The 22,737-nt window shown below is 72.0% G+C and carries 19 protein-coding genes, 1 tRNA gene and 1 riboswitch; of the genes, 12 read left to right on the plus strand and 8 right to left on the minus strand.

Annotated elements, in window-relative coordinates; all coding sequences use genetic code 11:
- The first annotated feature begins 203 nt into the window (after positions 1-203).
- On the plus strand, positions 204-2,219 hold the full coding sequence (locus OG538_RS02630) for an FAD-dependent oxidoreductase (protein ID WP_406089719.1): 2,016 nt from the start codon (positions 204-206) through the stop codon (positions 2,217-2,219).
- A gap of 63 nt (positions 2,220-2,282) precedes the next feature.
- Complete coding sequence (locus tag OG538_RS02635; RefSeq protein ID WP_406089721.1) at positions 2,283-2,834, plus strand: PadR family transcriptional regulator; 552 nt, start codon at positions 2,283-2,285, stop codon at positions 2,832-2,834.
- A 176-nt stretch (positions 2,835-3,010) separates the two neighbouring features.
- On the opposite strand, the gene OG538_RS02640 is transcribed toward OG538_RS02635, so the two are convergent.
- Positions 3,011-3,970 (minus strand): hypothetical protein, encoded by a 960-nt coding sequence (locus OG538_RS02640; RefSeq protein WP_406089723.1) that lies wholly within the window; start codon positions 3,968-3,970, stop codon positions 3,011-3,013.
- Entirely contained in the window at positions 3,967-4,812 is an 846-nt protein-coding gene (locus OG538_RS02645; protein ID WP_406089725.1) for a phosphatase PAP2 family protein, read from the minus strand. Before OG538_RS02645 ends, OG538_RS02640 begins: the two co-directional genes overlap by 4 nt.
- A 162-nt stretch (positions 4,813-4,974) precedes the next feature.
- Between OG538_RS02645 and OG538_RS02650 the strand changes: the two genes are divergently transcribed.
- The 6 genes from OG538_RS02650 to OG538_RS02675 all read left to right on the plus strand — a co-directional run bounded on the left by OG538_RS02650 (position 4,975) and on the right by OG538_RS02675 (position 10,646).
- The gene (locus tag OG538_RS02650) at positions 4,975-5,604 is read left to right on the plus strand and encodes a TetR/AcrR family transcriptional regulator (protein ID WP_406089727.1); all 630 of its coding nucleotides are present in this window, start codon (positions 4,975-4,977) and stop codon (positions 5,602-5,604) included.
- A 206-nt stretch (positions 5,605-5,810) separates the two neighbouring features.
- On the plus strand, positions 5,811-6,824 hold the full coding sequence (locus OG538_RS02655; protein ID WP_406089728.1) for an SPFH domain-containing protein: 1,014 nt from the start codon (positions 5,811-5,813) through the stop codon (positions 6,822-6,824).
- On the plus strand, positions 6,821-7,741 hold the full coding sequence (locus tag OG538_RS02660) for a hypothetical protein (protein WP_406089730.1): 921 nt from the start codon (positions 6,821-6,823) through the stop codon (positions 7,739-7,741). Before OG538_RS02655 ends, OG538_RS02660 begins: the two co-directional genes overlap by 4 nt.
- Before the next feature lie 73 nt (positions 7,742-7,814).
- On the plus strand, positions 7,815-8,318 hold the full coding sequence (locus tag OG538_RS02665) for an NUDIX hydrolase (protein WP_406089732.1): 504 nt from the start codon (positions 7,815-7,817) through the stop codon (positions 8,316-8,318).
- Between the two features lie 56 nt (positions 8,319-8,374).
- A complete protein-coding gene (locus OG538_RS02670; protein ID WP_406089734.1) occupies positions 8,375-8,869 on the plus strand; it encodes an FBP domain-containing protein in 495 nt (164 codons plus the stop codon).
- A 291-nt stretch (positions 8,870-9,160) separates the two neighbouring features.
- A riboswitch (TPP riboswitch) is annotated at positions 9,161-9,255 on the plus strand.
- Positions 9,246-10,646, plus strand: a complete 1,401-nt coding sequence (locus OG538_RS02675) for a purine-cytosine permease family protein (RefSeq protein ID WP_406089736.1) — start codon at positions 9,246-9,248, stop codon at positions 10,644-10,646. It overlaps the preceding riboswitch by 10 nt.
- Positions 10,647-10,718: 72 nt before the next feature.
- On the opposite strand, the gene OG538_RS02680 is transcribed toward OG538_RS02675, so the two are convergent.
- The 3 genes from OG538_RS02680 to OG538_RS02690 all read right to left on the minus strand — a co-directional run bounded on the left by OG538_RS02680 (position 10,719) and on the right by OG538_RS02690 (position 14,533).
- Positions 10,719-11,453: a dienelactone hydrolase family protein gene (locus tag OG538_RS02680; protein WP_406089738.1), complete on the minus strand. Its 735-nt coding sequence runs from the start codon at positions 11,451-11,453 to the stop codon at positions 10,719-10,721.
- A gap of 322 nt (positions 11,454-11,775) precedes the next feature.
- Positions 11,776-11,849 (minus strand) — tRNA-Pro (locus OG538_RS02685).
- A gap of 50 nt (positions 11,850-11,899) precedes the next feature.
- On the minus strand, positions 11,900-14,533 hold the full coding sequence (locus tag OG538_RS02690; protein WP_406089740.1) for an ATP-binding protein: 2,634 nt from the start codon (positions 14,531-14,533) through the stop codon (positions 11,900-11,902).
- Positions 14,534-14,642: 109 nt separating this feature from the next.
- Between OG538_RS02690 and OG538_RS02695 the strand changes: the two genes are divergently transcribed.
- Positions 14,643-15,179, plus strand: a complete 537-nt coding sequence (locus OG538_RS02695) for a DUF309 domain-containing protein (protein ID WP_406089742.1) — start codon at positions 14,643-14,645, stop codon at positions 15,177-15,179.
- 106 nt (positions 15,180-15,285) lie between these two features.
- On the plus strand, positions 15,286-15,636 hold the full coding sequence (locus OG538_RS02700; protein WP_406089744.1) for a hypothetical protein: 351 nt from the start codon (positions 15,286-15,288) through the stop codon (positions 15,634-15,636).
- Between the two features lie 28 nt (positions 15,637-15,664).
- Here OG538_RS02700 and OG538_RS02705 read toward each other — a convergent pair whose 3' ends face one another.
- From OG538_RS02705 to OG538_RS02715, 3 genes are read right to left on the minus strand one after another with little or no spacing between them, the layout of a single operon-like run.
- On the minus strand, positions 15,665-16,894 hold the full coding sequence (locus OG538_RS02705) for an FAD-dependent oxidoreductase (RefSeq protein ID WP_406089746.1): 1,230 nt from the start codon (positions 16,892-16,894) through the stop codon (positions 15,665-15,667).
- The gene (locus OG538_RS02710; protein ID WP_406089747.1) at positions 16,891-18,309 is read right to left on the minus strand and encodes an NAD(P)/FAD-dependent oxidoreductase; all 1,419 of its coding nucleotides are present in this window, start codon (positions 18,307-18,309) and stop codon (positions 16,891-16,893) included. The genes OG538_RS02705 and OG538_RS02710 overlap by 4 nt, the downstream gene beginning before the upstream one ends.
- A gap of 19 nt (positions 18,310-18,328) precedes the next feature.
- Positions 18,329-19,762, minus strand: a complete 1,434-nt coding sequence (locus OG538_RS02715) for an FGGY family carbohydrate kinase (RefSeq protein ID WP_406089749.1) — start codon at positions 19,760-19,762, stop codon at positions 18,329-18,331.
- Between the two features lie 319 nt (positions 19,763-20,081).
- Between OG538_RS02715 and OG538_RS02720 the strand changes: the two genes are divergently transcribed.
- Both OG538_RS02720 and OG538_RS02725 read left to right on the plus strand, forming a co-directional pair.
- Positions 20,082-21,089, plus strand: coding sequence for a hypothetical protein (locus OG538_RS02720; RefSeq protein ID WP_406099961.1), 1,008 nt, complete (start codon positions 20,082-20,084; stop codon positions 21,087-21,089).
- A gap of 70 nt (positions 21,090-21,159) precedes the next feature.
- Positions 21,160-22,689 (plus strand): amino acid permease, encoded by a 1,530-nt coding sequence (locus OG538_RS02725; protein ID WP_406089751.1) that lies wholly within the window; start codon positions 21,160-21,162, stop codon positions 22,687-22,689.
- Positions 22,690-22,737 lie beyond the last annotated feature (48 nt).

Below are 22,737 nucleotides of genomic sequence, written 5' to 3' on the forward strand. Positions count from 1 at the left end.
CGGTCGGCGGGCCCCGGGTGACGTACGCAATCCACTCTCCGCGCACCGGCGCCCCGACGGGAGGCGTTGCTACGCCGTCCGGGCGGGCCGCGGCGGCGCGTGACCCGTGACACAGTGCGACGTACGTCATTGTGCAACTTGTTGCACAACCGCGATCCGGTGGTCTAGAACTGGCGTAACCACACCGCGCGAGGAGCCCCCGCATGAGCCCGTACCCACATCTGCTGAGCCCGCTCGACCTCGGGTTCACCACCCTCCCCAACCGGGTGCTGATGGGGTCGATGCACATCGGCCTGGAGGAGGTCGAGAACGGCTTCGAGCGCATGGCCGCGTTCTACGCCGCCCGCGCCCGCGGTGGCGTGGGCCTCATGGTCACCGGTGGCATCGCACCGAACGAGCGGGCCTGCTCGTTGCCCGGCGGCGCCAAGATGACCACCGCGGCGGAGGCGGCGCAGCACTCCGTGGTGACCTCGGCCGTACACGCGGCGGGTGGCCGGATCGCCATGCAGATCCTGCACTTCGGACGCTACGCCCACCACCCCGGCCTGGTGGCACCGAGCGCGATCCAGGCGCCGATCAGTGGATTCGTACCGCACGCCCTGACCGACGACGAGGTCGAGTCGACGATCGAGGACTTCGTCACGGCGGCCGCGCTGGCGCAGAGCGCGGGGTACGACGGTGTCGAGATCATGGGTTCCGAGGGCTACCTGATCAACGAGTTCATAGCCGCCGCGACCAACCACCGCGACGACCGCTGGGGCGGCTCGTACGAGAACCGCATCCGCTTCCCCGTCGAGATCGTGCGCCGGGTCCGCGAGCGGGTCGGCAGCGACTTCATCCTCATCTACCGGCTCTCCATGCTTGACCTGGTGCCCGGTGGATCGTCGCTGGAGGAGGTCGTGCGGCTCGCCCGGGAGATCGAGGCGGCCGGGGCGACCATCATCAACACCGGCATCGGCTGGCACGAGGCACGCATCCCCACCATCGCGACGTCGGTGCCGCGCGGCGCGTTCACCTGGGTCACCGAGAAGGTACGCGGTGCCGTGTCCGTACCGCTGGTGACGAGCAACCGCATCAACACCCCCGAGGTCGCCGAGCAGATCCTCGCTGAGGGCCGCGCGGACATGGTTTCCATGGCCCGGCCGTTCCTCGCGGACCCGGACTTCGTCGCGAAGGCGAGCGAGGGCCGTGCCGAGGCAATCAACACCTGCATCGGCTGCAACCAGGCCTGCCTGGACCACATCTTCAGCGGCAAGGTCACCTCCTGCCTGGTCAACCCGCGCGCCTGCCACGAGACGGAGCTCACGCTTTCGCCGACGCGTACCCGCAAGCGCGTGGCGGTCGTCGGAGCCGGTCCGGCCGGGCTCTCCTGCGCCGTCACGGCCGCCGAGCGCGGTCACGAGGTGACACTCTTCGACGCGGCCGAGGAGATCGGCGGGCAGCTCGACGTGGCGCGCCGGGTGCCGGGCAAGGAGGAGTTCAACGAGACGCTGCGCTACTTCCGCACCCGGCTGGAGGAGGAGAAGGTCGAACTGCGACTGGGCGCTCCGGTCGGCGCCGGGGAGCTCGACGGCTTCGACGAGATCGTCCTGGCGACCGGTGTCACCCCGCGTACGCCGGCGATCCCGGGGGTGGACCACCCGAGCGTGGTCAGCTACCTCGACGTGCTGCGGCACGGGGCGCCGGTCGGGGACCGGGTGGCGCTCGTCGGCGCGGGAGGGATCGGCTTCGACGTGGCGGAGTTCCTGACCGACGGCGGGGACGCGGCGAGCCTGGACCCGGAGGCCTTCTTCCGGCAGTGGGGAGTCGACACCGAGTACCGCGAGCGGGGCGGTCTCGGCACCGCCGAGCGCCCGAAGTCCTCGCGCACCGTCCATCTGCTCCAGCGCAAGGCGAGCAAGGTCGGCGCGGGCCTCGGCAAGACGACGGGCTGGATCCACCGCACCGAGCTCAGGCACCGCGGCGTCACCATGATCGCGGGAGTCGGTTACGACCGGATCGACGACGACGGCCTGCACATCACGGTCGACGGCGAGCAGCATCTTCTGCCGGTCGACACGATCGTGCTCTGCGCGGGCCAGGAGCCTCGGCGGGAGCTGTACGAAGAGCTGCTCGCGGCGGGCCGTCCCGCGCATCTGATCGGCGGCGCGGACGTCGCGGCCGAGCTGGACGCCAAACGTGCCATCCGCCAGGGCACGGAACTCGCCGCCTCGCTCTGACCAGGACCCCGGAGGGGTGGATGGTTCGTCCGCTCCTCCGGCCCCGTCCCTAGGATGCACCCCATGTCACTCCCGCACGCGATCCTCACCGCCCTGCTCGAAAAGCCTTCGTCGGGGCTGGAGCTGACCCGCAGGTTCGACCGGTCGATCGGCTACTTCTGGTCGGCCACGCATCAGCAGATCTACCGCGAACTGGGAAAGCTGGAGCAGGCAGGGCAGATCAGGGCGCTGGCGACCGCCCAGCCTGCACGGGGGCAGAAGAAGGAGTACGAGGTACTGCGCGCGGGCCGCGAGGCGCTGTCCGCCTGGGTGGCCCGCCCGGAGGACCCGAAGCAGATCCGTGATCCGCTGCTGCTGCGGATGCGGGCGGCGGCGGTCGTCGGTGCGCCCGGCCTCGACGCCGAGCTGCGGCGCCACCTCGCCCTGCACCGGCGCCGGCTCGCGGAGTATCTGGAGATCGAGGAGCGGGACTTCCCGCCCGGGCGCGACGCGCCGGAGGACCGGCTGCGCCACCTCGTGCTGCGCGGCGGCATCGATCTGGAGAACTTCTGGATCGGCTGGCTGACCAGGGCGCTGGACCAGGACGCCGGCACCGCGGCGGCCGACCTCGGGTAGGTGCCGACGGGCCCTGGCCGGGGCCCGCTAGGGCCTGTTTCGAAAGTAGCGCCGTCCGCCCGAAGGGGCGGGCTCGACGGCGTCCGGTGCGTGCGATCGCAAGGCGGAGGGTCGCCCCGATACCGGGTGTATCGGGGCGACCCCGACAACGCGGCGAGCGTCCGTGATCAATACACCTAGGAGCGGCCCGCCCGGATCCGCCGCAGGTGTCCGTGTTCCTGGTGGAGTACGGCCCGCGGGCTCCTGATGACCACTTTCGACGGCACACTCGGTGCCGGTCCGGCCACGGACGCCGCCGCGGCGGGCACCGTCCGGGCCTGGGCGCGGCTGAGCAGGATCACACCCCGTACGGCGGCCGCCGTACCCAGCAGCGCAGGGACGAGGCTGATCGTCCCGCCTTGGAACCGCTCCCCGAGCAGGGCCAGGCCGATGGCCGCCGCGGCGACCGGGTTGGCGAGGGTGACCACGGCGAGCGGTGCGCCGAGACCCCCCCGGTACGCGGTCTGGGAGAGGAGCAGCCCACCCATGGCGAAGGCCGACACGAGCACCGCGACGACCACCAGGCGCCAGCTGAACAGCGGGCCCGTGGTGTGGTCGGTGACGGCGACGGTCAGCGTCTGGGTCAGTGCGGAGGCGACGCCCGACGTGATGCCGGAGGCCGCGGCGTGCCGCAGACCGGGGCGCGTGCCCGGGCGGCTGAGCCCCGCGACGACGGCCATGGTCCCCGCGCCGACGGCCAGGGCCTCGGCCAGGCTCAGCGTCTCGTGCGGGGCGGACCCGCCGGCCGTCATCAACAGGGCCCCCAGCCCCAGCAGGGTCAGGAGGGTGCCGCGCCATTCGATCGTCGAGACCTTGCGGCCCGCGGCCCGTGCGCCCAACGGGACGGCGGCGACCAGGGTGAGCGCGCCGAGCGGCTGGACGAGGGTCAGCGGACCGTACTTCAGCGCGGCGACGTGCAGCAGCGCGCCGCCGGCGTTCAGTCCGACGGCCGACCACCAGGCGCCACTGCCGAGCAGCCGGAGCGTCCCCGCACCCGGTGCGGTGCGCCCCGCGAGCCGCGCCTGCGCCACCGCTGCCGAGGCGTAGGCCGCGGCGGACACCAGTGACAGCGCGACGGCGACCAGAGTGTCGTTCATCGTCCGGTCCCGGAGGAGGCGTACGAAGAGGCACGGCCGGGGGCGTACGGCGCGACCACGGCGTGGGCGGGCGCGCCTGCCGTGGACGGCCACGGCAGATGAGCCCGGACCGGTTCCGCGCGCGGCAGCCGCAGCGCCGCGAACGCCACCGAAAGCAGTGCGGCGACCACGATCGAGTCCAGCCAGTAGTGGTTGGCGGTTCCGACTATGACGAGCAGCGTGATCGCCGGGTGCAGCAGCCACAACCAGCGCCACCGCGAGCGGGTGGCGACGACGAGGCCGACGCCGACCATGACCGCCCAGCCGAAGTGCAGCGAGGGCATGGCGGCGAACTGGTTCGCCATGGAGTCCGTGGCGGGCGTGGCCCCGTACACCGTCGGTCCGTAGACCTGTCCGGTGTCGACCAGGCCGGTCGCGGCGAGCAGCCGCGGCGGGGCGAGCGGGAACAGCAGGTGCAGGGCCAGCGCGGCGGCGGTGAGCACGGCGAGGATGCGGCGCGACCAGATGTAGTGGCGCGGGCGGCGCCAGTACAGCCAGCCGAGGAAGAGCACGGTGGCCGGGAAGTGCACGGTCGCGTAGTAGGTGTTCGCGACGTGGATCAGGGTGTCGTCGTGGAGCAGCAGCCCCTGCACGGCGCCCTCGCCGGGGAGATGTACGGCGCGTTCGAGATCCCATACGCGTCCGGCGTCGTGGTACGCCTCGTCGACGTGACCGTTGGCCGCCTGGCGGCCGAACTTGTAGATCACGAAGAGTCCTACGACGAGAAGAAGCTCGCGGACGAGGGGCGGTCGGGCAGAAGTGTCCGGCTCCCGATCGGCGGGCCTGCTACCGGCGAACTGCATCCGGTGCCCCTTTGCTGACGAAGCGGTGATTCGGTGGCAGGGACGGGTCCATGCCGTATCGATACGCCAGTGTACCGATACGGCGGCGTATCGGAACACTCGCGTATCGGTACACTGGCGTATCGATGGACCTCGTCGCTGAGTCGCAGAGAGGGAAAGCGCATGTCGTCGCTGGAAACGGAGCCGGAGCAGGCCACCGCGTCACGCCGCTCGAAGATCACGCCGGAGAGGGCCCAGGAGCTCTACACCGCCGTGCTCGACATGCTGAGGGAGAGCGGCTACGAGTCACTCACCATGGAGGGGGTCGCGTCCCGGTCCCGCTGCGGAAAGTCCACCCTCTACCGCCAGTGGGGCTCGAAACCCGAACTGGTCGTCGCCGCACTGCACGGGACCAGGCGCGGACTGCTGGGCCGGATCGACACGGGCACCCTGGCCGGGGACCTGCGTGAGGCGGCGCGCGCCATCGGCGAGGGCTCGGGGCGCGACACCCCCTTGATGCTGGCCCTGAGTCATGCCGCCCTGCAGAGCCCCGAGCTGCTGTGCGCGCTGCGTGAGTCACTGATCCTGCCGGAGCTCGCGGCGATCGACGCCATGGTCGCGCGCGGGGTCCAGCGCGGCGAGGTGGCCGCGGACAACCCGGCCGCGGAGTTCGTCTCCGCGCAGCTGCTGGGCGTGATGCGCGCCCGCCCGCTGCTGGATTGCGCCTACGCGGACGAGACCTTCCTCGTCCGCTTCGTGGAGGGCGCGGTCTTTCCCGCACTCGGCCTGGACGCGCAGGCGCCCGGGTCCTGAAAGACGTGGGTCGTCGCCCGAGCGGATGACGACGGCCCATCCGCGCCGCACCGTGGGGACGGGGGCGGCGCACAACCCGGGCGGCCGGTGACTTCTGCGGAAGCCACCGGCCGCCCGCGTCTTCCCGCCCACCCCCCTTCTCGTCCCCTTGACGATATGACGGTGGGATCGTTATCGTCTCCATGACGAGAACGAGGGGGTCCATCATGGCCGACATCACCCGGCGTTTCGGCTGGCGCCATCTGCGCTCAGCTCCCACCGCCCACATCCGCCACCACAAGCGCGGCCGGCTCGCCCACGACGGGGCGGGACTGAGCTTCTGGTACCGGTCGCTGAGCGCCGCGCTCTCCGAGGTGCCGGTCAACGACCGCGAACTGGCCATGGCCTTCCACGCCCGCACGGCCGACTTCCAGGACGTGACCGTGCAGGCCACGGTCACGTACCGGATCAGCGATCCGGCCGAGGCTGCCGCACGCCTCGACTTCTCCGTCGATCCCGACACCGGCGCCTGGCGCGGCGCCCCGCTGGAGCAGATCGCCACGCTGCTCACCGAGACGGCTCAGCAGCACACCCTGGACGTCCTGGCCCGCACCCCGCTGGCCGCCGCGCTGGTGGACGGTGTCGCCGCGGTACGCGAACGGGTGGCGGCCGGCCTGGCCGACGAGCCCCGGCTGCCCGCCACCGGCATCGACGTGGTGGCGGTGCGCGTCGTCGCCATCCGCCCCGAGGCCGAAGTGGAACGCGCGCTGCGCACGCCCGCCCGCGAGCAGATCCAGCAGGAGGCCGACCGGGCCACCTACGAACGCCGGGCCGTGGCCGTCGAGCGCGAGCGGACGATCGCGGAGAACGAACTGGCCAGCCAGATCGAGCTCGCCCGACGCGAGGAGCAGCTGGTCGAGCAACGCGGCACCAACACCCGCCGTGAGGCCGAGGAGCACGCGGCGGCCGACGGCGTGCGCGCCGAGGCGGAGGCGGCGCGCAAGGTGCGTCTCGCCCGCGCCGAGGCCGAAGCGGCCCGTGAGGTCGGCGCGGCCCGTGCCGAGTCACAGGCGGCCTGGCTGCGGGTGCACGGCGAGGTGGAGGCCGCGACCCTGCACGCACTGGCAGCGACCCGGCTCGCCGAGAACCTGCCGCGCATCGACAGCCTCACCCTCTCCCCCGACGTCCTCACGGGCCTGCTCACCAAGCTCGGCCGGACCTCACCGGAGACCCGGGCGTGAGTCTGGCCCCGAGGGCGGTCCTGGTCCACCGCACCACCGAGTACGAGGAGTTGCTGGCCCGGCACGGGACGCACGGTCAGGCCGCGTTCTTCCTCTCCAGCCGGGGCCGGTCCATCGACGACGTGGCCCGGCGGCACGAACGGACCCGGCAGGCCCTGGCCGACGTGGCGGCTGCCGTTCCGCTCCAGTGGCGCCACTCCCGGGTGGAGCGGGCGGACCTGGACCGGTTCCTGTTCGCACCCGAGGACGTGGTGGTCGTCGTCGGCCAGGACGGTCTGGTCGCCAACGCCGCCAAGTACCTCTCCGGGCAGCCGGTCGTGGGCATCGACACCGACCCCGGCCGCAATCCCGGCGTTCTGGTGCGCCACCGCCCGGCCGACGCGGCAGCGCTGCTACGGGCCGCCGTGGCCCCGGGCGCCCCCGCGGACGAGCTGACCATGGTCGAGGCGGTGGCCGACGACACGCAGCGGCTCGTGGCGCTCAACGAGATCTACCTCGGCCCGTCCGGGCACCAGACCGCGCGCTACCGCCTCGGCGTAGGGCCGGCGGACTCCCCCGCCGGGCCGCATGCCTCGTCCACCGAACCGCAGGCCTCGTCCGGCGTGCTGGTCGGCACCGGCACCGGCGCCACCGGGTGGCTGCGCTCCCTGTGGCAGGAACGCCGCAGCGCCCTGCCCCTGCCCGGTCCGTCCGACCCCCGGCTGCTCTGGTTCGTCCGGGAGGCCTGGCCGTCACCGGCCACGGGCACCTCGCTCGTCTCGGGCGAACTGGGCCGCGGGCAGGGGCTGCGGCTGACCGTGGAGTCCGACCGGCTGGTGGTCTTCGGCGATGGCATGGAGGCGGACGCGCTGGAGCTGACGTGGGGGCAGACCGTGCGGCTCGGCATCTCGGCCACCTCGCTGCGACTGGCCGTGTGACCGCCCGCCGGACACCGGCCCCGCACGTAGGCTCGGTGCCCCGTACCGGTCACCGAATCCCACGAGGAACACCATGGACAGCGAAGCGACTTCGCAGATCCCCGCCCGCAACTCCCGCCCGCCCCTGGCCCAAGCGGCTCTGGGTGTCGGCGTGATCGTGCGGGACGGGCAGGGACGGATCCTCCTCGGGCGGCATCACAGCGGCACCTGGGAGCTCCCCGGCGGCAAGGTCGATCCGACGCACGAGTCCATCGCGGCGGCGGCAGTACGTGAGCTCCGGGAAGAGACGGGGCTGGAGGCCGCCGAGCACGAGGTACGCGTGTTCGCGATGCTGCACGACGCGGTGCAGGGGATCAACCGGGTGACCATGGCCGCGCTGTTGACCTCCCGGGACGCCACCGTGCAGGTGACGGAACCCCATCTCATCAGCACCTGGCAGTGGATCCGGCCCGAGGACCTGCCGGCGCCGCTCTTCCACCCCACGGCGCAGATCCTCGCCGCCTGGCGCCCCGATCTCGGGATCACGCACCCTCCCGTGCACCGGCTGGACATCGTGACCGAGAGCACACAGGCATAGCCCTAAATCAATTAATCATTTGCCTAGGGCTCATAGGCAGAGTTAGCGTCGTCCGTATGAAGGCCGTGACCGAACAGGACATCCGCACATCGTTCGTCAACTGCTCCAAGGGAGAAGCCGGGCGTCTGCCGCTGCCCCGCGATCTCGACGAGCTGCCGTGGGACGATCTCGACTTCCTGGGGTGGCGTGATCTCTCTGCCCCGGGGCGCAGCTACATCGTCACCGAGCACGAGGGCCGGCCGACCGGAATCTCGCTGCGCTTCCCCTCCCAGCAGCGCGGTTTCCTCCACCGCAGCATGTGCTCACTGTGTCTGACCACGCACCCGGGCAGCGGAGTCTCCCTGCAGACCGCCCGCAAGGCGGGCCCGGCCGGGCGCGAGGGCAATTCGGTGGGTCTGTACATGTGCACCGACCTGGCGTGCTCGCTCTATGTACGGGGGAAGAAGGCCGTGGCCTCGGGCGCCCGCTTCAAGGAGTCGCTGACCGTGGAGGAGCAGATCGACCGCACGAAGGCCAATCTCTCGGCATACGTCGCCAAGCTCTTCGGCTGAGCGGGGACCGCCGTGCCCGCCCCGGCGCTCCTGCGGTCGGGACGGGCACGACCCTGCGCGCGGAACGGCTGCCCGGACGTGCTGGTACGTGATCCGGCCGGGGCCCGCTGTACGTCCCGCAGCCGTCGAGCCCGGCTCCGACCCGAAGCCGGCGCCGCCCCACCGCAGGCTAATCGCCGCGCAGACCTCCAACACCCGTGACAGCACGATCGGGCACGGCGGCTTCCGCTGCGCGTTCGCTGTCCGACCCGCCGCACCGCGACCCGCGCACGTCCGGCTATTCTGGCCGCCGCACCGGACACGGGGTGCCCCGCACAGGGGCTGAGAACACACCCGTCGAACCTGAACCAGTTAGCACTGGCGGAGGGATGTCTTCATGTCATTGCCGCATGCCCAGGACGAACACGCAGCCGCGGCCCCGCAGCCCGCGTTCCACGGGCGCATGCCCACTGCCGCCGGCGATCTGCGCATCGAAGCGCACGGGATAGCCCCCGTGCCCGAGGGCCGCCGCTACGGCAGGCCCGGAAGGCTGTTCACGGTCTGGTTCGCCCCCAACCTGACGATGACCGGCGTCTTCACCGGCACCGTCGGCATCGCGCTGGGCCTGGACTTCGCCACGGCGCTCACCGCCGTCGCGCTCGGCACGCTCCTCGGTGCCGTGCCCACCGCGTATCTGGGCACCTGGGGCAGCCAGACCGGCGCCGGCCAACTACCTCTCGCCCGGCTGGCGTTCGGCAGGGGTGTCGTGCTGCCCGGCGCACTGCAATGGCTGTCGTCCATCGCCTGGGACGCACTGATCGGCTTGTTCGGCGGTGACGCGCTGGCCCAGCTGTGCGGCTGGCCGTTCTGGCTGGGTGTGCTGGTCATGATGGCTGCCCAGGGTGCGCTCGGCGTCCTGGGGTACGAGGTGATCCACCGGCTCCAAACCATGATGACCTTCGCTCTCGCCGCCGCGTTCGCCGCGCTCTCCACGAAGCTCCTGAACGGTGTGCACCCCGCCGCCACCGGCACGGCGCACGGCGCCGACCGGGCGGGCGCCTTCGTCCTGACCTGCACGATCGCCCTGAGCCTGGCGCTGTCCTGGGCGCCGTACGCCAGCGACTTCAGCCGCTATCTGCCGCGCACGGCGTCCCGGCCGCACATGTTCTGGTGCACGCTCCTCGGGATCAGCTCCTCCTTCGTGGCAGTCCAGGCCCTCGGCCTGTGGGGCGCGTCCGTGTTCACCGACCAGACCGCCCGCGGCATCGACACACTGCTCGGCGGGGGCGCCCTCGGAGCGTTCGGACTGCTCGCCGTGGCGCTGGCCGCACTGTGCAGCAACGCCATGAACGACTACAGCGGATCGCTGGCGTTGCAGACGATGGGGGTCCGCCTGCCGCGTCCCGTGGCCGCGGCACTCGCCGCCGCACTCGGATTCCCGCTCGTGCTGTGGATGCATGCGGCCGACACCACGGCACGCTTCCAGAACGTCCTGCTTCTCGTGGGCTACTGGATCCCCGCGTTCGTCGCGATCGTGGCCGTCGACTGGATCGTCCGGGCCAAGGCCCGCGGCGGTTCCCCCATCGACCTGGCGACCGAGACCTCCCGCCCGCAGCCGTGGTGGCCGGCGCTGACCGCCTTCACCCTCGGCTTCGCGGCGGCGGTGCCTTTCATGAGCACCAGCCTGTACGTGGGTCCGGTCGCGGAGGCGCTGCACGGGGCGGACCTCGCCTACGGTGTGGCGTTCCTCGTGGCCCTGGCGGTCTATGCACCACTTCGCCTGCGCCACCGCCCCTGACGCGGCGGGACGTTCCGGTACGGGCCGACTCCGAGGCCGTGGTCTCCGGACACGGATTCCACGGCCGGAGCCTCAGTTGTCGGCCAGGGTGCGGTCGAGAAGGGGCAGCAGACCGTCCCAATGGCGTTGCAGGGCGGCTGAGTCGAAGGCATCGGTGTCGGACATGGTGAAGCCGTGGACGGTGCCGGGATAGACCTCGGAGGTGTACGTGACGCCCGAGGCTTCGACCTTCTGGTTGAGTTCGGCGAGGGCCTCGGGGGTCAGGTCGGCCTCGGCATGAGCGAAATAGACCTCTCCGGTGAGACGGCGCAGACTGTCGGGCCCGTCGGCGCCCACGGGGCCGTGGAATCCGGCTACGGCGGCCACCTCGCCGGGGTGGGCCACGGCGGTGCGCACCGCAAGGAGGCCGCCGATGCAGTAGCCGGTCACCGCGACCGGTCCGGCGCAGACCTCTGGCTGGTCCGTGAGGAACCGCAGGTAGGCGTCGGCGTCCCTCAGCGCGCGTTCGGCGCTGTGCGCCTCGATCAACGGCATCAGCTGCTCGAAGACCGTCGTGCGGACCTCGTCTCCGATGTGCTCGGGTAGTGCGATCACCGGTGCCGTGCCGGTGCGGTAGAAGATGTTGGGGACGAGCACGTAGTACCCGTGCCCGGCCAGCTCGCGGGCCATCTCCCGCAGCACGGGCCGGATCCCGAAGCCGTCCGGGTACATCAGCACGCCTGGGTACCGCTTGCCGCGGTCGGGAAAAGCGGCGAAAGCGTCGGCCTGGCCGTCCGTGGTGGGAATGTGCAACATCGTGCTGAGCATGGGTCTCCTGTCGTGGTTCACGTGTCGGGTTCTGACCAACACGACAGGAGGCGGAGCCCGTGCGGCAGCGGCTGATCCTCGGTCCGGCAGCAGGCCGGTACCGACCCGGACGGCGCTCAGAGGAGCGCCGGGTAGCCAATCAGTGAGTGGCGCAATGCCGTCCCGGTAGTCATCGTCCCAACGTAGCCCACCGGACAGAGCCGATGCCAGGCATCCCGGTCCACCGCGCGCGCCCCGAGCTCGTGCCGCTCGCACTCCACAAAACGATCAAGGGCCGTTTCAGATTGCTCTGAAACGGCCCTTGATCTACGACTCTCTCGAGTCGGGACGACAGGATTTGAACCTGCGACCCCTTGACCCCCAGTCAAGTGCGCTACCAAGCTGCGCCACGTCCCGCTGACCAGTCCCCCGGACTTGCCGGGCGGCTGCGCAGGACAAACATTACCTCACTCCGTGGACCGGATCGACGCCCGTGCCTGCTGGGCGCGGGTCGCCAGTCCCTCGGCGCCGCAGGCCGTGGCCAGCTTGTGGGCCCGGGCGAGCTCGCGTGGTGCCCTGATGGCGACGCCGTGGTCGAACAGGGCGAGCGCGAGCTCGTAGCCGGACGGGGACGCCTCCAGGTGGCGGACCGCTTCGCCCAGGAGGTGAGCGGCCTCCTCCGGGCGGGCGAAGAGGGCGACACAGCGCAGCGCCTCACCGATCGCCGTGTTCGTACCGAAGCGCTCGGCGTGCACGCGGGCGGAGTTGGCGAGCTGGGCGGCGCGGCCCGGGTCGTCGTCGGCCAGGGCGCGGGCCAGGTCTCCGGCCCAGGGGCCCCAGATGCCGTTGAACCTGCCACGCGGTTCGAGGGACTGGCCGGCCGCCTCCAGCTCCGTGACGGCCTCCTTCGTGCGTCCTTCGGCGAGCAACAGGCGGCCGCGCACGCACGGCGCGTCGGGCAGCACCATGGCACTGGGATAGGGCAGACCGAAGTCGTACTGATCGGCGACCTTGCGGGCCTCGGCAACACGGCCCCGGGCCAGCAGCGTGTCGATGAGCAGACAGGCGGCGTCCCAGTGGACGGGCAGTCCGCTGCCCACACGGTCGGCGAGGCGGAGCCCCTCGCGCAGGAAGCCCTCCGCTTCGGCCAGCCGTCCGCGACGGCGGTGGACGAGCCCCAGCAGGGTGTGGGCGAAGGCCAGGTGGGCGCCGCTCCAGCCGGAGATCTCGAAGGCGCGCACGGCCTCGCCGAAGAGCTCCTCGGCCCGGTCGAGGCGGTCGGTGAAGGCGTAGGTGATGCCGAGCAGGGTCGGGAGTTCGAAGCCCCATTCGGTGTCGGTCCAGCCGAGGCCGCGGGCGGGGTGGCCGTTGACCAGGGCCCGTTCGCAGAGGTCCACGATCAGCTCGGAGTTCTCACCGCGCAGCATCGCGTCGAAGGCCCGCAGCGTGAGCAGCGCCCGCTCGGCGTTGTCCCGGCCCGTGAGGTGGTCGGCGTTGGCGGCCAGCCGACGGGAGCGGCCGGGGCCGTCCTGCTCGGTGGCCTGCATGCCCTCCCACAGGAAGTGGGCGGCCTGCAGACGCATCAGGCCCGGGCCGGGCGCCGTCCGCTCGGCCTCGGCCGCGAGAGCGAGCGCCGCCTCCTTCAGCTGGTTGTTGTGCGACAGCGCGGCGGCGAGCCGGAATGTGGCGTCGACCCGCAGTTCGTCGGCGAGGCCCGGCATGTCGAGGGCGGCCCGCAGGTGCTGCACGGTCGTGGGCGGCGAGCTGAGCAGCGTGGCGCAGCCCAGTTCGTAGAGCAGGGTGGCGCGCACATCGTGGCGCGGGGGCTCCTGGAGGGCCCGCTCCAGGCATCGCCGGGCGGCCTCGGGTGCGCCGACCGCGAGGTGTTGGTTGGCAGCCGCCCGTAGCTGCTCGACCAGCTCCTGGTCGTCGTCGGGGTGGACTTCGAGCAGGTGGCGGGAGGCGGCGGCCGGGCCGAGCCCGGCCCGGGTGATGGCCCATGCGGCCCTGCCGTGCATCGCGGTCCGGGTGGCCGGCGGAATGGAGCGGTAGACGGCGGTGGCGATCAGGGGGTGTACGAACTCCAGCGGGTCGAAGCCGCTGACGATGCGCGCCTCGCGCAGCCGGGCGGTGCAGTCCGCCGCCTCGGCGGGGCTCATGCCGGCCAGGGTGGCGGCGAGGTCCTGGGAGATGTCCGTGCCGAGGACGGCCGCGGCCCAGGCGAACCGGTTGGCGTTGGTGCCGAGCCGTTCGAGCCGGGCGACGAGGCCGCTGCCCCGGGCGGAGGCGCCGAGTTCGCGCAACAGCCCGGCGGACTCCTCCAGCGGGGCCAGTTCGCGGTCCTGGACCTTGGCGACGAGCTCGACCGCCTCGTAGGGGTTGCCGCCGGTCACGGCCCACGCCTCGCGGCAGAACGGGTCGTCGGCGTGCTCCCCGAGGGTGGCCCGGACCAGTTCCGCGGTGGCGTCGGGGGTGAGCGCGCGCAGGGCGACCCGGACCTGCGCCGGATGGCTGCCCGCCGTGGTGCGCTGGGCCTCGCGGGCCGCGAGTTCCTCGGGGCGGTGTGCCTGGACGACCAGGACCCTCAGTTCGCCGAGCCGGGCGGTGAACGAGGCGAGCCAGGCGAGGGATTCGCCGTCCGCCCAGTGCGCGTCGTCGATGATGAGCAGCAGCGGGCGGTGGCTGTGCCGGGTGGCGAGCCGGGAGACGACCCAGTCGAGGCCGTCGCGCACACCCTGCGGGTCGGGCTGCGGGCCGGTCGGCTCGGCAAGGCCGAGGGCAGGTGCCGCGATCTCGTACCAGGCGCCGAACAGGGCCCTCACGTCGTCGGCGGGGAGCTGGTCCAGTGCGGGCTGGAGCAGTTGGCGTACGACGTGGAACGGCACCGAGGTGACCGTCTCGCCGCCGCGGGCGGACCAGATGGTGCACCGGTCGGCCGCCATGGCCTGGATCTCGGCCAGCAGCGCGGTCTTGCCGATGCCTGCTTCGCCGCTGAACACCAGCAACCCGCCGGTTGCCTGTGCGCCGCACAGTGCGTCAACGGCGTGTGCGGCAGCGGCGAGTTCCGGTTCTCGCTCGTACAGCGGCCGGGACGGCTTCATGCCTACCCTCCCCCAAAGTCGTTTAGGTGACAGTCGAGACTAGTCGTGCGCGGGGTCCCACCGACAGGGGTTCGAGCAGTTCGTCGCAGGTGCGAGGCACAATCGAGGGGTGGACGAGACTCGCAGGGACCGGGACACAGAAGGCCGGGCGCACAATGCGCGCCCCCGGGACGGGCTGGGGCGCCCCTTGCCGTACGGCACACCCGGGGTCGAGCGGCAGCCCGAGGGGGTGGTCCGCGCCCCCGAGGAGACGGTGCGGGAGGCACAGCGGCTGCTGGACGCGGGAATGCCGTTCCACGCTCACGAGGTCTTCGAGGACGCGTGGAAGGCGGGCCCCGACGCGGAGCGGGAGTTGTGGCGCGGACTGGCCCAACTGGCCGTCGGCCTGACCCATGCGGCCCGGGGGAACGCGACGGGCGGGGCGCGGCTGCTGCGACGTGGCGCGGCGGCGCTGACGGAGTTCGCGGCGTCCGGCGGGTCGGCGCAGGCCGTCGCCGCGACCGACGCGTCTGCCGTCACGGCGTACGGCATCGGCGTCGGGGCTCTGACCGACTGGGCCGGGGACCTGGCGGCGCGGGTGGAGGAGCCGGGCGCCCCCGCCGTCGACGCCGCCGCGGAGGCGCCGCGCCTCCGGGCGGGCGGCTGAAGCACGGGGGCCGGAGGCGTCACTTGCCGCCGAACTCCCTTTACTTTCCCTCCCCTTGACCGAGAGCGGTGAACAGTGCCGTGCGAAACCATTACCATCCGGCGTCATGAGCACTTCTGACCAGGACCAGGACGAGACCGTGGACGCGTCGACAACCGCACCGATATCCGCCCCCGATGACACCGCGGACGCCGAGGAGCGGCGCCTGACGCCGCGGCAGGCAAGACGGCTGCGTATCGTCCTCTCCTCGGTCGGGATGGCGGCGATGGCGGTCGTCCTCGGACTGCGGATCGCGAGCCGGTCCTCGGTCCTGGTGGTCGGGGTGTACGGGCTCGCGCTGATCCTTTGCGGAATCGTGATCGAGCTCAGCAGGAACGGCAGGACCCGGCTCGGCAGCTGGCTGCTGGGGGTCGGCCTGGTGGCTGCGATCGGCTCGGACTGGCTGCTGATCCCCTGAGAGGCCGACCGGCCCCCCGACTGGCCGGTCAGCCGGCCGAGACGCACACCGGGCCCCCGCTCGGATCGACCCGGTCGAGCCAGTCCGCGGACAGGTGGAAGGGGCGGCCGGGCCGGGCGGGGCGCAGCAGGCGCCGGCGGTACAGCTCCCGCCCGTCCTGACGGGCCACGAGCAGCGGGGCCGTCAGCGGCCGGACGGTGCGCAGGATGAAGCGGTTGTTCAGCGGCCGGTCCCCTTCGGGGCCGAGCAGATTGGGCGCGATCCACTCCAGCGGGTCGGCGACCGTGAGTGCGGGCCGGCCGCCCGGCCATGTGCCGGCGGTCAGGTGGCGTCGTACGGGGGCGGCGAGGGCCCGGCCTTCCGCCGCCGCCGTGCCTGCGCTCTCCACCGCGTGGAGCAGGTTGCCGACGGCGAAGACTCCGGGCGCGTGGGTGCGGTAGACGGCGTCGTGCGCGGGACCACGGGTGCCGGGGTCCAGGGCTACGCCGCCGCGCCGCGCGAGTTCGTGGTCGGGGATCCAGTCGCCGGTGAACACCACGGTGTCGCACGGCAGGATCGCCGTCCGGCCGTCCTGATGGCGGACCGAGACCCCGGTGAGCCGGGGGCGGCCGTTCAGACCCGTGACGGTGGTGCGGGTGAGCAGTGGGCCGGCGTGGCGCGGTCCCAGGGCTGCGGGGAGGGCCGGTGACCGGTCGGTGACCCGGGCGACGACCTCGACTCCGGCGGCGCGCAGGGTGCCGGACGCGGCGATACTGACCGGTTCGTCGCCGATGACCACCGCCCGGGTGCCGATGTGCTGGTGATGGAGGTGGACGGCCTGCTGGAGCTCTCCGGTGGTGTAGACGCCCGCGGGGCGGGTGCCGGGGACGAGGCGGGCGCTGCGCGGGCGTTCGCGGGCTCCGGTGGCGAGGACGACGGCGTGTGCGGTGATCCGTTCGAGCCCGGCCGGGCCGGTGGTGTCGAGGGTGAGGGGTGCGGCCCAGCCGGTGACGGTGATGCCGGTACGCAGGGTGGCGCCTGCCCGGGTGGCCGCGTCCGTGCACCGGCGGGCGTACTCGGGGCCGCTCGTCCCGCCGCCCGCGCGGCTGCTGCCGAATCCTCCGTGGTGACAGTGGCGTGGGATGCCGCCCGCGGTCTGCTCGCGTTCCAGGACCTCGACCTGCCGTATGCCGGAAGCGGCGAGTTCGGCGGCGGCGCCCAGTCCGGCGGGTCCCGCTCCGACGACCAGTACGTCGACGGTCCGCTCGCGTCGGGTCATGGCCGGGCCCCCTCGATCAGGGTGCGGAGCCCGGCCCCGCAGTGGAAGCCCTGGCAGCGCCCGTTGCCGGCCCTGGTCCTGCGGGCCAGACCCGCTACGGATCGCGGCGGGAGGGTGGAGGCCAGCGCGTCGCGGATCTCTCCTGCGGTGACGCGTTCGCAGTGGCAGACCACGGTGCCGTACGCCGGGTCCCGGGCGATGAGTTCCGCGCTCAGGTAGGGGCGTTGGCCCGCCTCGCCGAGGCCCGGCATGGTGAGGGGTTCCGGTTCGGCGGGGAGGCCCGGGTCGAGCCCGGTCCCGGCGAGCAGGGCCGTGACGTGGTCCGCGATGGCCATGGACGCGGTCAGCCCGGTGGAGCGGATGCCGCCGACGACGATGTAGCGCAGGCCGGGGTACTCCTGGATCCGGTAGTCCTCCTGGCCGGTTGCGGCCCGCAGTCCCGCGTAGACGGCGGTCACCTCCTCGTCGAGGAGCCGGGGCAGGATTCTGCGGCCCTTCTCCCTCAGCAGGTCGATTCCCTCCTGCGTCGATTCGGTGGCGCTCCGGTCGTCGAGTTCCTCGGCGGTGGGGCCGAGGAGGACGTTGCCGAAGACCGTCGGGGCGACCAGGACGCCCTTGCCCGCGGCGGTGGGAACGGGCAGCAGGATGTGGCGGACGAGATCGCGGGCGAGCTTGTCGAACACGATCAGCTGGCCCCGGCGCGGGGTGACGGTGAAGACGTCGTGGCCGAGCATGCGGTCGATCTCGTCGGCGTGCAGTCCGGCGGCGTTGATCAGGAAGCGGGTGCGCAGCGGTCCGCGGCCGGTCGTCAGGGTGTGGACCGCATCCCCGGTCTCGATGTGGCGGACGGGGCAGTTCAGGTGCAGATGGACGCCCGCGCGGACGGCCTGGGTGGCGAAGGCGAGGGGGGTGGTCCAGGGGCAGATGACGGATTCGTCGGGGACCTCCAGCCCGCCGAGTGCTCCCGGTCCCAGGTGGGGTTCGCGCTCGGCGACCTCCTCGGCGTCCAGCAGTCGGGCCGCGCGGTAGCCATTGGCTTCCGCCTTGGCCAGCAGGGCGGGCAGCGCCGCGAGTTGTTCCGCGTCCCAGGCCACGAGGAGTGCGCCGACGCGTTCGACGGGGATGCCCGTTTCCGCGGCGTACGCGGACAGCCTCTGCTGTCCTTCGCGTACGAGGCGGGCCTCCAGCGAGCCGGGTACGGCGTCGAAACCGGTGTGCAGGATCGCGGTGTTGGCCTTGGACGTGCCGTCGCCTATGTCGTCCGAGGCTTCGACGAGCGCGGTTCTCAAGGGGTAGCGGGCCAGTTCGCGGGCGATGGCGGTGCCGACCACGCCCGCTCCGATGACGGTGACGTCGTACGGGTCTCCGTCCGGCAGGGCGGGCAGCGCCCCGCCGGTGGTGACGGTGCGCGTCATCCGGCCGCCCCGGCAGTGCTCATGACCGTTCCAGGAGGGTGTCGACGGCCGCACGGAATCCGGCGAGGCGCTCGGCGGCCTCCTCGGGGCCGATCCGTGGTTCGTACACAGCGGCCGGCCTCCAGGCGGGCACGGCCTCGGCGAGGGAGAGACCGGGGTCGAGTCCGAGCCGGGCCACGGCCCCGGCGCCCAGTGCGGTGACATCGGGCAGGGCGGACACCTCGACGGGCCGTTGCAGCAGATCGGCCTGGGTCTGCATGAGGAGGGCGGAGCGGGTCAGCCCGCCGTCGACGCGGAGTGAGGACAGCGGGGATCCCAGGTCGGCCGCCACCGCGTCGGCGAGCTCGACGACCTGTGCGGCGATCCCCTCGCACAACGCCCGCACGAGGTGGCCGGCGGTGGTGTCCAGGCCCAGGCCGGTCACCGAGCCGCGCAGGTCGCCGCGCCACCAGGGGGCGGCGAGTCCGGCGAGTGCCGGGACGAAGGTGACGCCGCCGGAGTCGGGGACGCTGCCGCCGACGGGGTCGAGATCGGCAGCGCCGGAGATCACGTTGAGGTCGGTGAGCCAGCGGACCGCGGACGCGGCCGTGTAGACCTGTCCGTCCAGGCAGTAGCTGGTCCGTCCGCCGAGCCGCCAGGCCACGCAGCTGACCAGCCCGGTGGAGCCTCGGCGCGGTGCGGGACCGGTCTGGGCGAGGAGGAACGCGCCGGTGCCGTAGGTGCACTTGGCGGACCCCGGCTCCAGGGCGCCCTGTGCGAGCAGGGCCGCCTGCTGGTCGACGAGGAGCCCGGTGAGCGGTACCTCGCCGCCGAACGCGGTCGTCGTACCGAACGATCCGGCGGCGTCGACCACGGACGGCAGGCGTTCGCCGCCCAGACCGAAGACGTCCAGGGCGGCGGGTGACCAGGCGACCTCGTCGAGGTCGAGCAGCTGGGTACGGCCGGCGGTGGCCGCATCCGTGACGAACGCACCGGTGAGCCGGTGGACCAGCCAGGAGTCACTGGTGGTGACGACACCGTCCAGGGTCAGCTCCCGGCGGATCCACGCCATCTTGGGTGCGGCGAAGTACGGGTCCAAAGGAAGTCCGGTGAGGTGTTTCAACTCGTCTTCGTGCACGGCCAGTTCGCCGCAGATCCGCTCGGCCCGCCGGTCCTGCCAGACGATCGCGTCAGTGAGCGGATTCCCGGTGTCCGGGTCCCAGGCCAGGACCGTCTCCCCCTGGTTGGCGAGGCCGACGGCCACGACCGGTTCGGCCGCCTCGGCCAAGGCCTGCGCCCCGGCGTCGAGAACCGATCCGAGGAGCTCCGCGGGGTCGGCCTCGACCACTCCCCCGGGCCCGTACCGCGGGCGCACCGGAGCGGAACCGGAACCGATCACACCCCGCTCGGGACAGATCACCAGCGCCTTCGTCCCGGAGGTGCCCTGGTCCACGGCGAGTACCGGGCCTGCCATCGGGTCTCCAGCGGTACGCAAGCACTGCGGCTTGAACGGATTCGTGATCTTCGGTCGGGAAACCCCAGGGTGGTGCAGCCCGGCAGTTACGTCAAGCACCCGCAAAGCGTGCGCCCTGGTTGTCCTACGAAGCACAACCTCCTGTTTGCAGACGCGACTTGAAGAAGATCCACGATTCGTTCGGGAGTTCGGCACGCGGGGCTCTACACTCACCGCCGGGCAACAACCGGAAGCTTTACAGCAGTTCACTTTTCAACTGCTGCTTCACCCCCCACGTCCCGAGGACCGATGAGACCGACACCATGTGCCGAGCACATACATGGCCAACAGTGACTTCCGGCCGGTCTACCACCCGGCCGGCCACGACAACGAACTGCGTTCCGCGTTACAGGACTTACGCACCGGACGCTGGCTCTCCATGCGCACTCTGCTGGAGAACACCCCTGACTGGACCCTGTGGACCCAGCGGACCCAGGTACTCGGGGCGGTAGCCGCGGGATCGGACGCGGTCCAGGCCTGGCTGGCCGAGGAACCGCGCAGCGTCGCTGCCGCCGTGATGCACGCCCGGGTCGCCGTGGAACGGGCGGTCCGCGCCCGTCGCTCGGACCATCCCGGCGGGCAGGAGTTCTGGCAGGAGGCCTGGGAGGCGTGCCGCTCGGCCGCCCACGCCTCGCCCGCGGACCCCGTGCCCTGGGTGTGCCTGCTGGCCCTCTCCCAACTGGACGAACGCCAGCGGCTGGAGGAACACCGGCTGCATCCACCGGGGCCCATGCTCTTCCCCGGGCCGTGGGGGCTCCTGGCGGAGGCCGACAAGCGCGATCCGTACAACCGCGAGGCCTACCACCGCATGCTCCAGTTCGTCTATGCCCGCAGGGCCGGTGGCTCCCTCTCCGAGGCGGTCAACTTCGTTCAGTGGGCGGCGTCTTCGGCGCCCGACGGGTCGGCGCTCCATGTGCTTCCGCTGTACGTGAGGGTGGAGCGCTACCGCCGTGAACGCGGCCACGAGAAGGCGCTCGACCTGCACTGGGTCACCGAGGACGCGGAGCGCGAAGCCTTGCGCGCCCTGGAGATCTGGTTCCACCGCACGCCGCGGGCGGCCCACACCCTGCTCGATCTCAACCATCTGGCCCACGCGCTGTGGGGGGCGCTCCAGTTCGCCGACGCAGCCCCCGTGTTCCAGGAGCTCGGCCCGTACTTCACCTCGCTTCCCTGGGCGTACCGCACCCGCGCGCCCAAGGATCCCGGCGGCGCCGAGGAAGTCTTCCTGCGGGCGCGCAGCCGCGCCCTCGCCGCGGCCCGCGATCCCGGCCGGGGGCCGCACGGCTGAGCGTGACCCCGCTCCACCCCCCATGCCCTTGTCCCCCTTCCCGTCATTTCCGCTCCCGGAGGTCTCCCCCATGTCCCTATCCACCTCGAACCGGAAGGGCGCCGAGGCCGCCCCGCCCAAGGACGAGGAGCAGCGGTTGCGCGAGCTCGGCTACCAGCCGGTGCTGGCCCGCCGCATGGGAGGCTTCGGCAACTTCGCCATCAGCTTCTCCGTCATCTCGATCCTGTCCGGCTGCATGACCCTGTACGGCTTCGGCATGTCCACGGGCGGGCCCGCGGTGATGCTCTGGGGCTGGGCCGGGGTCGGCCTCTTCGTCATCTGCGTCGGTATGGCGCTCGCCGAGGTCACCAGCGCCTACCCGACGTCCGGGGCGCTGTACTACATGGCGGACAGGCTCGGCGGCCGCAAGTGGGGCTGGTACACCGGCTGGCTGAATCTGCTCGGGCTGCTCGGCGCGATCGCGGGCATCGACTACGGTGCCGCGCTGTTCACCGGTGCGCTGATGAACCTGCAGTGGGGCTTCACTCCCACCCCGGGCAAGACGATGGTCATCTTCCTCTGCATCCTGCTGCTGCACGCCGTGCTGAACCTCTTCGGTGTCCGGCTGGTGAGCGTCCTCAACTCGATCAGCGTGTGGTGGCATCTGATCGGTGTCGCGGTGATCGTGTCCGTGCTCGCGATCGTTCCCTCGCACCACCAGTCGCCGTCGTTCGTCTTCACCGAGTTCGTCAATGACACCGGCTGGGAGAACCCGCTCTATGTGGCGGCCATCGGTCTGCTGCTGGCCCAGTACACCTTCTGCGGCTACGACGCCTCCGCCCACCTGTCGGAGGAGACCTCGGACGCCTCGGTCTCGGCGCCCCGCGGCATCGTCCGTTCGATCTGGGTCTCGTGGCTGGCCGGTTTCGTGCTGCTCGCCGGGCTGACGTTCGCGATCCAGGACTACGCGGGCACCCAGGACAGCGCCACCGGGGTACCGCCGGCCCAGATCCTGATCGACGCGCTGGGGACCTCGGGCGCCACGGCGATGCTGCTGATCGTGATCGCCGCGCAGCTGTTCTGCGGCAACGCCGAGGTCGCGGCCGCCAGCCGGATGGTGTTCGCCTTCAGCCGGGACAACGCGCTGCCCGGGTCCTCACTGTGGCGCAAGGTGAGCGCGCGCACGCAGACGCCGGTCAACGCGGTGTGGCTGTCGGTCGTCGTCGCAGGAGTGCTCGCCCTTCCGTCGCTGTACTCGGCGACCGCCTACGGCGCCGTGACGGCCATCAACGTCATCGGCATCACGCCCGCGTACGCGATCCCGATCTTCCTGAAGCTGCGCGCCGGTGACCGCTTCGAGCGCGGGCCGTGGCACCTGGGCCGCTGGTCGAAGCCGGTCGGCTGGATCGCCGTGGTCTGGGTCGCCGTCGTCACCGTGCTGTTCCTGCTGCCGCAGTCGTCCCCGGTGACGATCGACTCGATGAACTACGCGTCGGTCGCCCTGGTGGCCGTGCTGGTCCTGGCCACCGTGTGGTGGTTCGTCGCCCGTGGCTCGTACGGCACGCCGTCGGCGTACGGAAACGCGCGCGAGCAGGCGGAGATCGAGGAGGACATCGTCTGACGGGCCTCCGTCCCGCACACCTGCCGGCCCTTCCGGATCATCGCGATC

It is taken from the genome of Streptomyces sp. NBC_01013 (assembly GCF_045162765.1).
Lineage (GTDB): Bacteria > Actinomycetota > Actinomycetes > Streptomycetales > Streptomycetaceae > Streptomyces.

Excerpts from the sequence above, each read along its gene's own strand:
- OG538_RS02630 (WP_406089719.1), top strand. The coding sequence starts at position 204 with ATGAGCCCGTACCCACATCTGCTGAGCCCGCTCGACCTCGGGTTCACC.
- OG538_RS02635 (WP_406089721.1), top strand. The coding sequence starts at position 2,283 with ATGTCACTCCCGCACGCGATCCTCACCGCCCTGCTCGAAAAGCCTTCG.
- OG538_RS02640 (WP_406089723.1), bottom strand. The coding sequence starts at position 3,970 with ATGAACGACACTCTGGTCGCCGTCGCGCTGTCACTGGTGTCCGCCGCG.
- OG538_RS02645 (WP_406089725.1), bottom strand. The coding sequence starts at position 4,812 with ATGCAGTTCGCCGGTAGCAGGCCCGCCGATCGGGAGCCGGACACTTCT.
- OG538_RS02650 (WP_406089727.1), top strand. The coding sequence starts at position 4,975 with ATGTCGTCGCTGGAAACGGAGCCGGAGCAGGCCACCGCGTCACGCCGC.
- OG538_RS02655 (WP_406089728.1), top strand. The coding sequence starts at position 5,811 with ATGGCCGACATCACCCGGCGTTTCGGCTGGCGCCATCTGCGCTCAGCT.
- OG538_RS02665 (WP_406089732.1), top strand. The coding sequence starts at position 7,815 with ATGGACAGCGAAGCGACTTCGCAGATCCCCGCCCGCAACTCCCGCCCG.
- OG538_RS02670 (WP_406089734.1), top strand. The coding sequence starts at position 8,375 with ATGAAGGCCGTGACCGAACAGGACATCCGCACATCGTTCGTCAACTGC.
- OG538_RS02675 (WP_406089736.1), top strand. The coding sequence starts at position 9,246 with ATGTCATTGCCGCATGCCCAGGACGAACACGCAGCCGCGGCCCCGCAG.
- OG538_RS02680 (WP_406089738.1), bottom strand. The coding sequence starts at position 11,453 with ATGCTCAGCACGATGTTGCACATTCCCACCACGGACGGCCAGGCCGAC.
- OG538_RS02690 (WP_406089740.1), bottom strand. The coding sequence starts at position 14,533 with ATGAAGCCGTCCCGGCCGCTGTACGAGCGAGAACCGGAACTCGCCGCT.
- OG538_RS02700 (WP_406089744.1), top strand. The coding sequence starts at position 15,286 with ATGAGCACTTCTGACCAGGACCAGGACGAGACCGTGGACGCGTCGACA.
- OG538_RS02705 (WP_406089746.1), bottom strand. The coding sequence starts at position 16,894 with ATGACCCGACGCGAGCGGACCGTCGACGTACTGGTCGTCGGAGCGGGA.
- OG538_RS02710 (WP_406089747.1), bottom strand. The coding sequence starts at position 18,309 with ATGACGCGCACCGTCACCACCGGCGGGGCGCTGCCCGCCCTGCCGGAC.
- OG538_RS02715 (WP_406089749.1), bottom strand. The coding sequence starts at position 19,762 with ATGGCAGGCCCGGTACTCGCCGTGGACCAGGGCACCTCCGGGACGAAG.
- OG538_RS02720 (WP_406099961.1), top strand. The coding sequence starts at position 20,082 with ATGGCCAACAGTGACTTCCGGCCGGTCTACCACCCGGCCGGCCACGAC.
- OG538_RS02725 (WP_406089751.1), top strand. The coding sequence starts at position 21,160 with ATGTCCCTATCCACCTCGAACCGGAAGGGCGCCGAGGCCGCCCCGCCC.